Annotated in this window: 15 protein-coding genes; 5 read left to right on the top strand and 10 right to left on the bottom strand. The window is 55.8% G+C overall.

All coding sequences use genetic code 11. From position 1 onward, the window contains the following. The first annotated feature begins 200 nt into the window (after positions 1-200). A complete protein-coding gene (locus tag PSQ19_RS05100; RefSeq protein ID WP_282219873.1) occupies positions 201-632 on the top strand; it encodes a hypothetical protein in 432 nt (143 codons plus the stop codon). A gap of 359 nt (positions 633-991) precedes the next feature. After that, entirely contained in the window at positions 992-2,179 is a 1,188-nt protein-coding gene (locus PSQ19_RS05095; RefSeq protein ID WP_282219872.1) for an MFS transporter, read from the top strand. Positions 2,180-2,852: 673 nt separating this feature from the next. Here the strand turns inward: PSQ19_RS05095 and PSQ19_RS05090 are convergent. The 10 genes from PSQ19_RS05090 to PSQ19_RS05045 form a co-directional block, all read right to left on the bottom strand. After that, complete coding sequence (locus tag PSQ19_RS05090; protein ID WP_282219871.1) at positions 2,853-3,266, bottom strand: hypothetical protein; 414 nt, start codon at positions 3,264-3,266, stop codon at positions 2,853-2,855. A 198-nt stretch (positions 3,267-3,464) separates the two neighbouring features. Further along, a complete protein-coding gene (locus tag PSQ19_RS05085; protein WP_282219870.1) occupies positions 3,465-3,704 on the bottom strand; it encodes a hypothetical protein in 240 nt (79 codons plus the stop codon). Then, positions 3,701-3,943, bottom strand: a complete 243-nt coding sequence (locus PSQ19_RS05080; RefSeq protein WP_282219869.1) for a hypothetical protein — start codon at positions 3,941-3,943, stop codon at positions 3,701-3,703. Before PSQ19_RS05080 ends, PSQ19_RS05085 begins: the two co-directional genes overlap by 4 nt. 517 nt (positions 3,944-4,460) lie before the next feature. After that, a complete protein-coding gene (locus PSQ19_RS05075) occupies positions 4,461-5,510 on the bottom strand; it encodes an ABC transporter ATP-binding protein (protein ID WP_282219868.1) in 1,050 nt (349 codons plus the stop codon). Beyond that, a complete protein-coding gene (locus PSQ19_RS05070; RefSeq protein ID WP_282219867.1) occupies positions 5,503-7,041 on the bottom strand; it encodes a sulfatase in 1,539 nt (512 codons plus the stop codon). The genes PSQ19_RS05075 and PSQ19_RS05070 overlap by 8 nt, the downstream gene beginning before the upstream one ends. A 9-nt stretch (positions 7,042-7,050) precedes the next feature. Beyond that, positions 7,051-7,455: a DUF4432 family protein gene (locus tag PSQ19_RS05065; protein WP_282219866.1), complete on the bottom strand. Its 405-nt coding sequence runs from the start codon at positions 7,453-7,455 to the stop codon at positions 7,051-7,053. Further along, a complete protein-coding gene (locus PSQ19_RS05060; protein WP_282219865.1) occupies positions 7,394-8,116 on the bottom strand; it encodes a DUF4432 family protein in 723 nt (240 codons plus the stop codon). Before PSQ19_RS05060 ends, PSQ19_RS05065 begins: the two co-directional genes overlap by 62 nt. After that, positions 8,113-8,961 carry a carbohydrate ABC transporter permease gene (locus PSQ19_RS05055; protein ID WP_282219864.1) on the bottom strand — a complete coding sequence of 283 codons (849 nt, stop codon included), beginning with the start codon at positions 8,959-8,961 and terminating at the stop codon, positions 8,113-8,115. Before PSQ19_RS05055 ends, PSQ19_RS05060 begins: the two co-directional genes overlap by 4 nt. Then, on the bottom strand, positions 8,958-9,524 hold the full coding sequence (locus PSQ19_RS05050) for a carbohydrate ABC transporter permease (protein WP_282220616.1): 567 nt from the start codon (positions 9,522-9,524) through the stop codon (positions 8,958-8,960). The genes PSQ19_RS05055 and PSQ19_RS05050 overlap by 4 nt, the downstream gene beginning before the upstream one ends. A gap of 410 nt (positions 9,525-9,934) precedes the next feature. Next, complete coding sequence (locus tag PSQ19_RS05045) at positions 9,935-11,281, bottom strand: extracellular solute-binding protein (protein WP_282219863.1); 1,347 nt, start codon at positions 11,279-11,281, stop codon at positions 9,935-9,937. Between the two features lie 128 nt (positions 11,282-11,409). On the opposite strand from PSQ19_RS05045, the gene PSQ19_RS19710 reads away from it, so the two are divergent. The 3 genes from PSQ19_RS19710 to PSQ19_RS05035 are packed head-to-tail and all read left to right on the top strand — an operon-like array spanning position 11,410 to position 12,317. Continuing rightward, positions 11,410-11,550 carry a helix-turn-helix domain-containing protein gene (locus PSQ19_RS19710; RefSeq protein WP_407649084.1) on the top strand — a complete coding sequence of 47 codons (141 nt, stop codon included), beginning with the start codon at positions 11,410-11,412 and terminating at the stop codon, positions 11,548-11,550. Beyond that, the gene (locus tag PSQ19_RS05040; RefSeq protein ID WP_282219862.1) at positions 11,528-11,983 is read left to right on the top strand and encodes a LysR family transcriptional regulator; all 456 of its coding nucleotides are present in this window, start codon (positions 11,528-11,530) and stop codon (positions 11,981-11,983) included. The genes PSQ19_RS19710 and PSQ19_RS05040 overlap by 23 nt, the downstream gene beginning before the upstream one ends. Continuing rightward, complete coding sequence (locus PSQ19_RS05035; protein ID WP_328517759.1) at positions 11,961-12,317, top strand: type 2 periplasmic-binding domain-containing protein; 357 nt, start codon at positions 11,961-11,963, stop codon at positions 12,315-12,317. Before PSQ19_RS05040 ends, PSQ19_RS05035 begins: the two co-directional genes overlap by 23 nt. Positions 12,318-12,373: the final 56 nt, after the last annotated feature.

Raw genomic sequence — 12,373 nt, 5'->3', positions numbered from 1 at the left:
CCAACATGTTTGGATATGACTATGTCATTGATAATGTTTTTTAAAGAGGTGCGTAAAAGCCTAACTACCGGCTTCTGACCTGGCCCGGCTACCTGCATAGCGCAAGAGCCGGGCCAGGTAAAATTCGCCCGTACCATTTCCCAAGATCGGCGCGATTGCGGCCTCAATGTCGCAACGGCCGACCTATTTGAGAGATATCCATGATCACTTCTGCGCGTCCCATGCTCACCGTCCGGGATCATGCCATATTGACCGGGTTGGCAAGACAGGGTGGCTTAGGCTCCGCCGCCTATTATGACCAGCTGCAGCAAAAACTCGGTGATGCCTCAATCGTTGAGTTGGTTGACGTCGATCCCGATCTTGCTACTTTCGGCAGTTTCGTTCGATATCGGGTCAATGGCGGTCGCCCCCTGGAGCACAAACTGCTGCTTCATCCCCGCTGGGGTAGCCAGGAGCCCGTTCTTTCCATCAAGTCATTCCGCGGCCTGGGCCTGTTGGGCATGCGCGAGGGGCAAATATTTGCCGTCAATTCCCATGATCCCGAACAATGCGAGGCGCTGGAGCTCGAGATCGTATTGTTTCAGCCCGAGGCCGACGGTGTGTTCACCATGGCCGGGAGTGCTGCACGATGAACATCATTTCACCGCCGACCTGGAGACGGTCCCAAACCGGAATCGCGCCCTGGTCAGCACGATAATCTGACCAGGGCAATGAGACCGGTGGATCCGCGCCGCGGAACCACTTCCCACAAATTGCTCGCCTGAACAGTTGCGAGCCTAGCTGGAGACGTGAAACATGGCCAAACGTACGGATGACAGACTGCGTAAGCAGCCAAAAAAGAAACAGAAGCAAAGCCTGGCGGCAGCCTCGGTCAGCGGCTTGGTCGCAGGATCAAACGCGCCAGAGCCGAGTAAGCGCAAAAACAAATAGGCTTTCGCGGGCAGAGAAATTCTCTGCCCGCTTTTTTAATTTTTTGAGCTATATGAACTGCATGAAGCCCTATACCCAATCCCAGGTGATAGAGAATTCGAGCGCTGCGCACCAAACGCTCTGGTATGCAGCGTTTGCGCTCGTCATCCTGGCGTTGGGTCATACGATTTCCAATCTTGTCCGCACTTTGCCCGCCATTTCATCCGATGTTGTGGCCGCGGACCTGGCGGTGTCGGCTGGGGATGTTGCGGCGATGACGGGGTTTTATCATCTCGCATTTGCCGCCGGACAAATTCCGGTCGGGGTGGCACTTGATCGATACAGCGTAAAGTCGGTCGCAACCGTACTGCTTGCACTTATTGCAGTTGGCTCGATGTTTGCCGCTCTTGTCCAGGGACCGTTGAGTTTTGCCGTTACCCAGGCAATGCTTGGACTTGGGTGTAGCGGAATGTTGCTTTGCCCTCTGACCTATGCCGCACGAACAACAGAGCCACGACAATTCGCGCTATGGTCAGCCGTAATTTTGGCAGTTGGAAATAGTGGCATGATCATTTCGGCCAGTCCCATGGCTTGGTTGATAGAGCAATTTGGCTGGCGTGTTGCCTATGGCCTGCCGGCAGTGTTGGCGCTCGCCGTTGTGGCGGTCGTGCAATTGGTCATCAAGCCGGTGGCGCCAGCAACGCAAGTGCCCGCAAATGTTTGGCTTGAGATCAAGGAAGTTGGATCAATTGGTCTCTCGCCGGCGCTTCGAAGCGTGATGATTCTGGCCTTCGTGTCTTTTGCCGTCATGATTGGGGTGCGCGGCGTGTGGGGCGGTCCGTGGCTAATGGATGCAAAGAATATGTCGAGGCTGGGCGCGGGCAATGTTCTACTGGCCCTGACATTAATGCTGATCACGATGCCGATGGTGGTTGGCCTTATCGAGAAACGCATCGGTCGGCCACATCTCATATTGACTGTTGGTCACATCCTGGCGGGCGTGGCACTAATCCTGCTGCCCGCAGGGGCAAATGGCGGCCTGGTTGCGACGATGCTCGGAACCCAAGAGCTTTCGCCACTTTATGATACCACGCTGATAATTGCTTTTGGCATGATGATCTCGGTGCAACCGTTGTTGTTCGCCCTCTGTCGTGCCGCCGTGAGTTCACAACATGCAGGAAAAGCCCTTTCCGCTGTCAATCTTGTTTTTTTGCTGGCGCTGCCATCATTCAGGGACTATCTGCCCCGGTTGCGACGGTCTTTGGCGTAGCGGGCGTACTGACGTTTCTAGGGCTACTGAGCATCGTCGGCGCGTTGGTATTCTGGCGTTTTCGTCGGGCGATCTGACGCTAGTGGGTGCAGCCAGTCGTCGACAATTCAACCGTGATCTGGTTCGAATGATATATTGAGATATAGCTTTCACGACCACGCCAGGCGTAATCTTAGCGGCGGTAGACTTTCCGATATTCATCTTGGGTACGACGCACATCATCGCAGCAGTTGGGCGATGAGGTCGATGTCGACAGGCTGTGAACTGCAACCAGCTGAGGTCACGACGCCGTACACGGACGGCTGTCCAGATGGATAAAAGTAGTTGGCGAGCCTTGTGCCAGTAGTGATCGAGTTTGCCGAGCATGACCGGCTGCTCGTCGTAGATATTACCGGCATAGACGAAAGTTAGATCCCGTGCGCCTGCGCGCGCGACCATGGCGGACTGATGCCATCCCAGCGGCGACACTTTGGTGATCTCAATGCGACAGGTGTCCTTGGCGGCAACCCAAGCGGGACCTTCGAGGCCACCTTCTTGTGTCAACTCAAATCCCTCGGCGGCCAATGTCCCGAGGATGGGGGTGTCACCTGTCTGCCCGTCCGGTTGATCTGCACTATCTGTGCCTTGAGCTTTGAGTCCAAGGCTTGCCACGAGCAGAGTGATGAGCGCCAACTTAGCCCAGATTGATGTCATTGCGCCTTACCGCCAAGAGGGCCATGGCCATGATGAGCAATGTTGTGAGCCACCCGGCAATGTTGGCTCCGACGCTCCCATGGATGAGTTCGAACTGACCGGGGTAGTAACCTATGAGACTGATACGGGTGACGTTGATCAGCACGACGAGCGTACACGTAAGTGCGCCGAGCCCAAGCGTTGCCGACGTCCATCTGGCGGAGGTGACATTTACCAGTGCAACAAAGGCTAGAATGGCCAGGGAGATATTGGTGAAGGACGAGCAACCTGGCGCGATCCACATGGCGCCGGACCCATTTGCGAACGGGACGATGTTGCCATTTCGCTGTGAGCCGACCACCCAGGCTGTGAGCGTGGCATCGGTGGCGAGGATGGCGTCGTTAAACAATGCCATTATGACCCGTGCCCAGAACATGGGGATGGTTACCGCCAAAAGAATGGTGGCGCCGCGTCGCAGCGAGCCTGCCTGGTGTCGAGCGGACGAAGAGGGACAGCACCAGACCAGTGTAAGCCAGCCAACTCAGGCTCTGGCACCGGCAATAGCATGGCCATGCAGGCGACGGCAGCCAGTGCCCAGTCGGTGCGATTTGCATCAGTGGAGGGTGCTCGAGGCTACCAGTAGCAGGCCTGCGCCCACGGCAAGCCAAACAAAGACGCTGATATCAAAGGTGTTGAATACAGCCGAGAAAAGCCCGTCTTCGAAGGTCGCTGAAAATATGTTCTTGGAGACGCCATTGGCAAAGCCGACGGCTATCAGGCCGCCGATCAACATCGGCCGGGACACGTTCCGGCTTCGGGCGAAGGCGACGTGAAAAGCTTCCTGGTTGCTCACCGCTGGCGGCGATTAGAACGTCGCTTGCGCAACTTGATCCAGATAAACCCACCCGCTATCGCCAGGATTGGCAGACCAATCCCTGCCTCAGGACCAGGCGCCCCCACCATTGTTCCGGTCGCGCTTACTCCCTGCTGATTGCTGGAGGCGCTTCGATCCGATGAAGAGTCGGGTGTGATTGGCACGCAGGCGGCAAGGGAAATTACCAGCGCCAAGGCAAGTCCTTTGAGTTTACTCATTACTAACATCCATTTCGTGCCGCACTGTACGCTTCAAGCTACGGTGAACCTTAGGGTCCTTTGGGTCCATACATCGATCGGAGTAGGTTTAGACGTTACTTTGAGTGCTGTGGTCACGATGACCGATACGTCGGACCGCACCAAGCATGACCTGTTCGAGCGACAAGGTCAGTGCCAGGGGCGAACAGATTTATCCGCTCCGATTAAGCCCCACCCAAATTCCTCACTCAGTGCCCTTTGCCACGGGCGAAGGGCCGCTAAGCCGCCCGCATTGTCGAAACCGATAATCGGCTGGTGATCATGGGCGTTGCTGGTGGCGGTAAGGACCAGTTCGGCGGCCATGTGATGGACCTCGAACCGCTAACCGACAATAACGACGGGCTGCTCTCGGTTGGACCGTAACCCAGTCCGGGACAGGTAACGAGGTGATGAGCCGTTATGTGGCTGTGCGAGATCAAACAGCGGGCAATAACGCCATTCAGCTATGGTTATATGCAAGAACGCTTGGTCTAACCCTTCAAATGCGAAGACCTGTGGCCTCATCAAAGAGATGCTGGAAGTCGGGCAGCACCGTCAAGGGTACCGATGAACCAACCTTAAGTGGCAGGCGTTCAACCATGCTCAGGTTTAGTGTCTGCCCCGCAACCTCGAGCACCACGTTCAATCGGTCTCCGGTGTTTTCCGACGATAGTACCTGTCCGTGAAATTGAGCGTCGGCACCATCTACGACACGCAGGTGTTCGGGGCGGAAACCAAATATCACCTTACCACCCGCACCTCGGGGCCCCCGAAAATGTGTGCCGATCGCATCTACGGTACCCTCTTCGTCTATGCTGCCCGGCACCAAATTCATCGGCGGAGCGCCAACGAATCCGGCCACATACACGCTGGCCGGTCGGTCATACAATTCCAGCGGCGTGGCAAATTGCTCGATCTTGCCGTTGTTCAATAGCATTACCCGGTCCGCCATGGTGAGCGCTTCAACCTGGTCGTGGGTGACGTAGATCGCGGTAACCTTGAGTTTTTGTTGCAAACTGCGGATCTCACCGCGCATCTGTACGCGCAGTTTGGCGTCAAGATTGGAAAGCGGTTCATCAAACAGAAATACCTTGGGTTCGCGCACGATTGCTCGCGCCATGGCGACGCGCTGTCGCTGGCCGCCAGACAGATCGCGCGGCTTGCGGTCAAGATATTGTTCAAGGTTGAGTAGCGACGCGGTTTCGTCAATTCGACGGCTACGCGCATCCTTGTCGAGACCTAGTACCTCAAGCGGAAAATCCATGTTCTGACGTACACTCATATGCGGATAGAGCGCATAGGACTGAAATACCATAGCAATATCGCGTTCCTTGGGGGACAGGGTCGTCACGTCATGCCCATCAATCATGATGGCACCCGACGTCGCGTCCTCAAGGCCCGCAATGATCCGCAGAAACGTTGACTTGCCACAGCCACTTTCGCCCAGTACGGCGATAAACTCACCATCGGCTATATCTGCTTCAAGTCCATGCAGAACGCTGACGGCGCCAAAGGATTTACGCAAATCTCGGACCGATACTTCAGCCATGTTCCGGCCCTCCATTTGACTCAAGCCCCAGTCGTTCGAATGCCTCTGGTGGAGCGTCGTTACGGGCCATTTCAGTGGTGAGCATCCCGATAAGGCGATCATGCAGGGCGGGGTCTGCTATGGGATCGGCTTGGTGAGGATCATTTTTGATATCGAACAATAGCGACGAATTTGCCTCCATCACTGCGGGCCCATGGGAATTGTACCATGGTGACTGTTCGATCACCGGAATTCTCATAACCTTATAGTCGCCTGAATAGGCGAGATCGTCGATTAATGTCGCGCCAGCCATTTCCTGGGCTGTGAAGGTTTCCAGCATGTGCGAGGGCATTAGCGTATATTGGAACAGGGTTTGGTCGAGCAGTTCATCTGGGTAGCGGAAATAGCTATACTGCCCGTCCGTTACATTGATGGCACCGCCAAAATACCCAAAGATCGCCGCGTCTCTTATCCGGACCTCAGGCGAAGCCAATGCAGGCAATATCGATTGCCCGCGAACCTGATGCGGCACCGAGCAGCCAAAGGCATCGAGAAAGGTCGGCATCAGGTCAGGCGTCTGGGTCAGGGTGGTGCGATCCTGACCCTGGCATTGCACGTGGTCGGGATGATGAACAAACAGCGGGATATTGGCGATTTCCTGATAGGCAGGCATCTTGTTCTTGGCCCACCAGCCATGCTCGCCGGTCAGGAAACCATGATCGGTTGAAACGACCAGCATGGTGTCTTTCCACAAGTCCAGAGCATCCATCTTGTCCAGCACCCGGCCCAGCTGTTCGTCACAGTGGGCCAATAGCGCCATGTAATTTGCAACAAGTTCTGCGGCCTCGGCCTTATCCTCGGACACGCGACTATAGGGCGGCCAATCACGAACGGGGCCGTCATATTCGGTGGGGAATTTTTCGCGAAGCCGCTCGGGCGCGTGAAATGGTTCATGGGGGTCGAAGGTCTCTATCTGAAGAAACCAATTATCGGCGGCACTATTGCGGTCGAGAAATTCGCAGCCAAGGTCGAAGCATTGCACAGAGGAAAAGTCGGTCTCATCCTTCACCTCGGCGCGGTTGACCATATTGTGGTAGTACAGATTGCCCGGTTTATCGCTGTATTGGGCTGGATGATATTTCTGCTTCCAATCAGTCAGCGGTGGATCGACCTCGGCTTTCCAGCAATCGCCTTCCTGGCCGCGCAACACCTCAAAACTGCTAAAGGCATTCATGTAGCCGACGCCGCCCGGCTCCAGATAATGATAGTGGTCGGTTACCAGATGGCTATAGACACCGGCCTGCTTGAGCAGCTGGGGCAGCGGCACATCAAATGGCTCCAAGGGTCCCCAGCTTCGGTGCATAAAATTGAGCCTGCCCGTCAGAAGATCACGACGCGCGGGCATACAGGGCAGACTGCCAACATAGTGCCTGTCAAAACGCACCGAGCGCTCGGCCAGACGACGAAAGTTTGGCGTTTGCGTCAGTGAGCCGCCATAGGGCTCGAGAAAATGCCGGTTCAAGGTATCAAACAGTATGAAAATGGCACGCATATCAGGGTGTTATCCTTGCAACGGTCGCGTTCGGGTTGCGGCTACTTCTATGGAAAAGTCGCGACCCTCGCCGGGTTGCAACAGCGGAATTTCGCCTGCTTGACGCGCCGAAGTGCGGTTGCGCTGAGCAGCGGTACAAGGTTCGATCCCGACCATGTAGTAGCCAGCGCCGCGCAGCCGCAAAAGCTGCAGAAAGGGCAGGGTGGCGCTATCGAAGGCTATGGCGAGTTCAAGTCCCCTCGTAGGGTTCACCAGTCGGCAGGTAGACAGGCCCTGCCCATTCGGTCGGTGCACTGAAATTTCGGATTGGTGGGTGGAAACGGGCGGACCGAAAGCGGCGAAGGGATCATGATCACTGCTCTTCCAAAGGCTCGCTAGCCGGCGTGAAGTCGATGGTTGTCTCCTGGTCCACAAGGGGATAGCCAAGGTTGAAGTGATATAGCATCATGACAGGTACCGGGTGTGCACCGATATTGTTCACCCGGTCGCTGATCCGCAGATCTGCCCCTCCAAGCGACATTTCAATCCGCCGTCGCAGCCGAAGCGCGCCACGAAACAGCATCGACTGGATGACCTCCCCTTCGCACCAAAGGTGCGGACTGGGTCCGTCTTCCTTGATGCCGTAACCAATCAAGTGAGCGGGTTGATGCGCGCCCATGCCATGGAGCGGATAGTCGATGGCGGGGGTGGGGTGGATTGGTAGGTTCTCTGCTGTCTCCGTTTCCGGCTGGCGAATGTGATCGAAGCCACAGGTCGATAGAAAACCTGACAGACCCCGCAGATATCCTTGCCCACCGTCGGCATGTGGGTTGATCATTGCCGGGTGCCTGTTTCCGGCCTGGGTGTGCCAGGAGAGGGTTTCGCCGTCTCGTGCCAGTCGCCCGATATCAAAGGATCGATCGACAACGATTTCCGCCTCGAGACCGCCGCCAGAGCGCATTTCGATTACACGCACACCCCGTTCAGCCCCATTGCCGAGAGTTACCAGACGCGCCGACGCATAAGCGTCAATGCTGGCATGATGGGTCCGCAAGATCGTTGGGTCGAACGGGGCGGTGTAGGGGCGCGCGGTCATTTAACTGCCCCCGCCGTCAGGCCCTTCACGATGAAGCGTTGGCCAAAGATCAGGGCCAATATTGCGGGAATGGCCGATAGGACCGAAGCGGCAGCCATTTGCGTATATTTGATTTCGTTTTCCTGTGCGAATTTGGCGATGCCCACTGGAACGGTGGCCGTCAGATTGTTGGTCAGTGCCAGTGCCACAGGGAATTCGTTCCAACTAAAGATGAAGATCAAGAGTCCGGTGGAGACAAGGCCGGGCATCATCACCGGCACAATTACCCGCCTGAGCATCATGCCAAACCCGGCCCCATCCACGACGGCGGCTTCTTCAAGTTCGCGCGGTATTTCGCGCAGAAATGAGGAGAGCAGCCAGAGGGCCATTGGCAGGTGCAGCGTGGTATGGGCCAGGACCAATGCAAAGAGGGAATTGTCGAGGCGTATGGTCCGGAAAAATTCATACCATGCGCCCGCCAGCGTGACCGGTGGCACCATGTTGAATACCACTGCCCACAACAGGAATACGTTCACCACCGCTCGAGACCAGCGCATACGAAACAGTGAGTACCCCGCCAGAAAGCCGACACTCAGGGCGATTGCGGTACTTGTTGAGGCGACGATGATGGAATTCAGAAAATTGGTGGCAAAGGTCGAGGTGGGCCCAAACAGAACATCGTCATAGTTCAACATCACTGGCGTGAATGTCACCGTGCCCATGAGCAGCGAAATCTGCGTTTTGAACGACGCGAGAGCTATCCACAAGAAGGGGCCGATCGTTAATATTGCGGCCAAGACCAGAACCAACTGCAGGCTGCGATTGACGATCAGTTTTCGTGTTCGATGATTGATTGACGTGCTCATACTGATTGGGCCTTCTGACGAGTCATCGCGACGCCGATGATCAGTGTGACGGCAAACATCACCATCACCGACATTGCCGAGCCGTAGCCGGGATTGTCTTGCACGAAGAAGCGCTGGTAGATCGTAAAACTTATGACCTGGGTCGAGGTACCCGGTCCGCCGCCGGTTAAGAGATACACCTCGTCAAAAACCTTGAAGGCGATGATGGCGCGAAAAACGAAGGTCGTGAATATGGCTGGCCACAGCAACGGCAGCGTAATGCGTCGCATTGTCCGCCACGTGCTGGCGCCGTCGATCTGTGCCGCTTCGAAAATATCGCGGGGCAGGGCCTCGACGGCTGCCAGCAACAGCAGAAAGGAAAATGGGGTCCAGTGCCAAACATCGACGGCAATTACCGACGCAAGCGCCAGGTTGGACGAGCCTAACCAGTCGAATGTGCCAAGGCCAATGCCGGACAACATCTGGTTGATGATGCCGAATTGATAGTTGTACATCAGTTTCCAGATCGCCCCGATGATGATGCCGGGGATCAGGATCGGCAGTAGAAAAAGCGTCCGGTAAATTCGCGAGGCCCGGGCGAGCCTGGGAGCAAATCAACGCCAGGAACAGACCGAGGCCAACCTGCAGGGCGGTTGCAACAACAACCAGGATCAGGGTGTTAAGGATGCCCGCCTTGAAAAGGGCGTCGTCGAGCAATTCGCGGTAGTTTTCGAGGCCGATCCAGGTCCATGACGCGCTGCCTTCGGCCCATGTGACCTTGGCAAAGCTCATTAGTAGCAAATTGCCCAGGGGTTCCGCAGAAAGTAGGGCTAAAAATACCACAGCCGGAGCAAGGGAGAGATATTTCAGGGATCGTTTGGTCTGGAACGTTGCCATCTTGCACCCATGCCAAGAGAGGTTCGACGGTGGCGGTCACCTCCGTGGGGAGCGCGGGCATCTGGTTCGGATGCCCACGCCTATGTTCGCGCGATGTTTATTCGGTCAGATCGGGCAGGCTGCCGGTCTTGTATCCAGCGTCTGTCATGATCTTTTTGATATCGGCAGCCATGGAGTTCAGTGCCTCTACCGGTGTGATTTCACCGGCAACCGCCCTGTTCAGAGCCACTTCCGTTACGCTGACGATTTCGGCACCCTCTGGAACTGTCCACATGCGACGTGCCGTTGGCAGGGCATCTCGCATCACGGGCATGTAGCGATTTTCTGGTAGTTCGGCAAACGCGCCTTCGTAGGCGGCAGCACTAACAGGCGATCCGCCAAGCTTGGCATACTCGATTTGGGTTTCGGGCTTTTGGAACCAGTTCAAAAACGCCAGAGCCGCAACCTTATTTTCCTGCGTGATGTTCTTAGGGATGCCCGCGAGCCAATGGCCAATCGCAGGTGCGGATTCAAAACCGGGTGCGTGCGGCAGATTCATATAGCCAATCTTGTCCACGACGGCCGATTTGTTGGGGTCATCCATCTGCGATTGCGCGGCTACCGGCAGGATCGCATGGGCGGCTTTACCGGTTACCAAATACTGGATCAGTGCAGCCTGATCCATCGAAGCAGGATTTTCCGGGCCGACCTCGTTGGCGATCTTCAGATACATATTGAGGGCTTGTAGCGCCTCAGGGCTGTTCAAGGTCACTGTGTAGTCGCCGTTGGTTTCGTCGCGGAACAACGACCCACCATAACTGTTGAGGTACGGCCAATAATCCCATGTGACCGATATGGTGCCACGGGCAGCCCGTTGGACCATGCCGACCATATTCGGTGGGTCATTGAGCACCTTGGCATTGGCCAGGAGTTCGTCCCAGGTCTGGGGCACCGTCAGACCGTGCTCTTCATAGAGGTCCTTGCGGTAGAACATCATGGTGATGTTGGGATTGACCGGAATGGTCAGTAGATCGCCGGTATCCTTGTTCACGGTCTTGGTTTTGCTGTCGTACCAAAGGGTATCATCGAACGTGTAGATCTGCGGGTCCAGTTTGAAGTCTGGGTCTATCGTGGTCAGCGGCTCCAGGAAACCGCCCTGATACATTTCAGGATAGAAAATACCGTTGACGATCAAAATGTCATATTCGCTTTGCGCCGCCCTGACGGCATTGCGTTGCTTTTCCATGCTGCCGGCATAAGGGTTTACATCCAGCATGACCTTGTTGCCGGTCTCTTCCTGATATCGCGCTGTGATCTTGGCGAATCCATCAAGCCAAGGCGACTGGTTGATGACGATATTTACCGGCGCAAGTTCCTGCGCCAGAGCGATTGGAGCGGCGGTGATGGCCAGCGCGGCGACGACAGTCAGCGAGGCCGTACGCAGTGTCTTTGATACTATTCCCATGGTTTCCTCCCTTGAGTTCGGGGGGAGAATGGGGCGCTCGATATAGAACAACAAGCTTCTTTTTTGTTTAGTTGTCTATCTTTTGGTTATATATTCGAACCCGTAAAATCAACGCGGACGAGATAGAGATGATTAACCTGCGACAGTTCAACCACTTCGTCGCCGTGCTCGAAAACGGGAGTTTGCTCGGCGCGTCGAACCGGCTGAACATAAGCCAGCCAGCGCTTAGCAAAAGCATCATTGCCCTTGAGAGCCTATTACGGCGTTGAATTGTTCAAGCGCCTTGCCCGCGGGGTACAGCCGACCGTGTTCGCGCTCGCGCTGGAACCGCATGCCCGCCGAATGTTGCGGGATATGTCCGAGAGCCAGGCTGAGATGGACGCCATTGCGGCGGGCTCCTCCGGCAGAATATCGGTTGGTGTTGGCGCATCTTTTATACACATCGTCAGCGACACGATTGATGAGTTTGCCCGTCACTTTCCACTGGTTCAGTTTACCGTCACAACGGACCACGCCAACAATCTGCGCCAGGCGCTTTTGAGCAATCGGATCGATTGCTACCTTGGTATGGCCAACAAGGAGCTTGAGGACTCGATCTTTGACGTCGATCTGATCTTCAGCGACGCATTTGTGGGTATATGCGCGCCTGACCATCCGTTTGTGAACCGGGCCATGCGACCTGACCAGGCTCCAGGAACATGAATGGATCATTCCCGATCTCGAGGAGCCGGGCCGCGCAACGCTCGACGCCTATTTCATGGTCCACAACCAACGCAAGCCCAAGGTCAAGATCACCACCAATGCTGATCACCTTATTCGCCATTTCCTGACCGGTACCCACTATCTCAGCGTGACGCCGCGAATGAACGTCTCGCTGCCGCAATTTCGGGGATTCGGGCAGTTCACGCTTCAAGACTTCGATCTACAGAGGAAAGTCGGGATCGTGCGCAGGGCTGGGATTATCTCGACGCCTCTATATCTTTCCTTCATTGAGTTACTGAGCAAGCGGACGCGTGCAGTTGACCCAAGTGCGTAGATTAATAACTTTTTGCGTCTAGTGCGGTCGGAGTCCCACAACATACGCGGCGGATG

The sequence above is a fragment of the Devosia algicola genome, from assembly GCF_028816455.1.
Classification (GTDB): domain Bacteria; phylum Pseudomonadota; class Alphaproteobacteria; order Rhizobiales; family Devosiaceae; genus Devosia; species Devosia algicola.
The sequence above is the reverse complement of the archived record's forward strand: the minus strand, read 5'-3'. Positions and strand labels throughout refer to the sequence as shown.

Excerpts from the sequence above, each read along its gene's own strand:
- PSQ19_RS19710 (WP_407649084.1), top strand. The coding sequence starts at position 11,410 with ATGATTAACCTGCGACAGTTCAACCACTTCGTCGCCGTGCTCGAAAAC.
- PSQ19_RS05100 (WP_282219873.1), top strand. The coding sequence starts at position 201 with ATGATCACTTCTGCGCGTCCCATGCTCACCGTCCGGGATCATGCCATA.
- PSQ19_RS05055 (WP_282219864.1), bottom strand. The coding sequence starts at position 8,961 with ATGAGCACGTCAATCAATCATCGAACACGAAAACTGATCGTCAATCGC.
- PSQ19_RS05095 (WP_282219872.1), top strand. The coding sequence starts at position 992 with ATGAAGCCCTATACCCAATCCCAGGTGATAGAGAATTCGAGCGCTGCG.
- PSQ19_RS05045 (WP_282219863.1), bottom strand. The coding sequence starts at position 11,281 with ATGGGAATAGTATCAAAGACACTGCGTACGGCCTCGCTGACTGTCGTC.
- PSQ19_RS05070 (WP_282219867.1), bottom strand. The coding sequence starts at position 7,041 with ATGCGTGCCATTTTCATACTGTTTGATACCTTGAACCGGCATTTTCTC.
- PSQ19_RS05060 (WP_282219865.1), bottom strand. The coding sequence starts at position 8,116 with ATGACCGCGCGCCCCTACACCGCCCCGTTCGACCCAACGATCTTGCGG.
- PSQ19_RS05075 (WP_282219868.1), bottom strand. The coding sequence starts at position 5,510 with ATGGCTGAAGTATCGGTCCGAGATTTGCGTAAATCCTTTGGCGCCGTC.
- PSQ19_RS05090 (WP_282219871.1), bottom strand. The coding sequence starts at position 3,266 with ATGGCATTGTTTAACGACGCCATCCTCGCCACCGATGCCACGCTCACA.
- PSQ19_RS05080 (WP_282219869.1), bottom strand. The coding sequence starts at position 3,943 with ATGAGTAAACTCAAAGGACTTGCCTTGGCGCTGGTAATTTCCCTTGCC.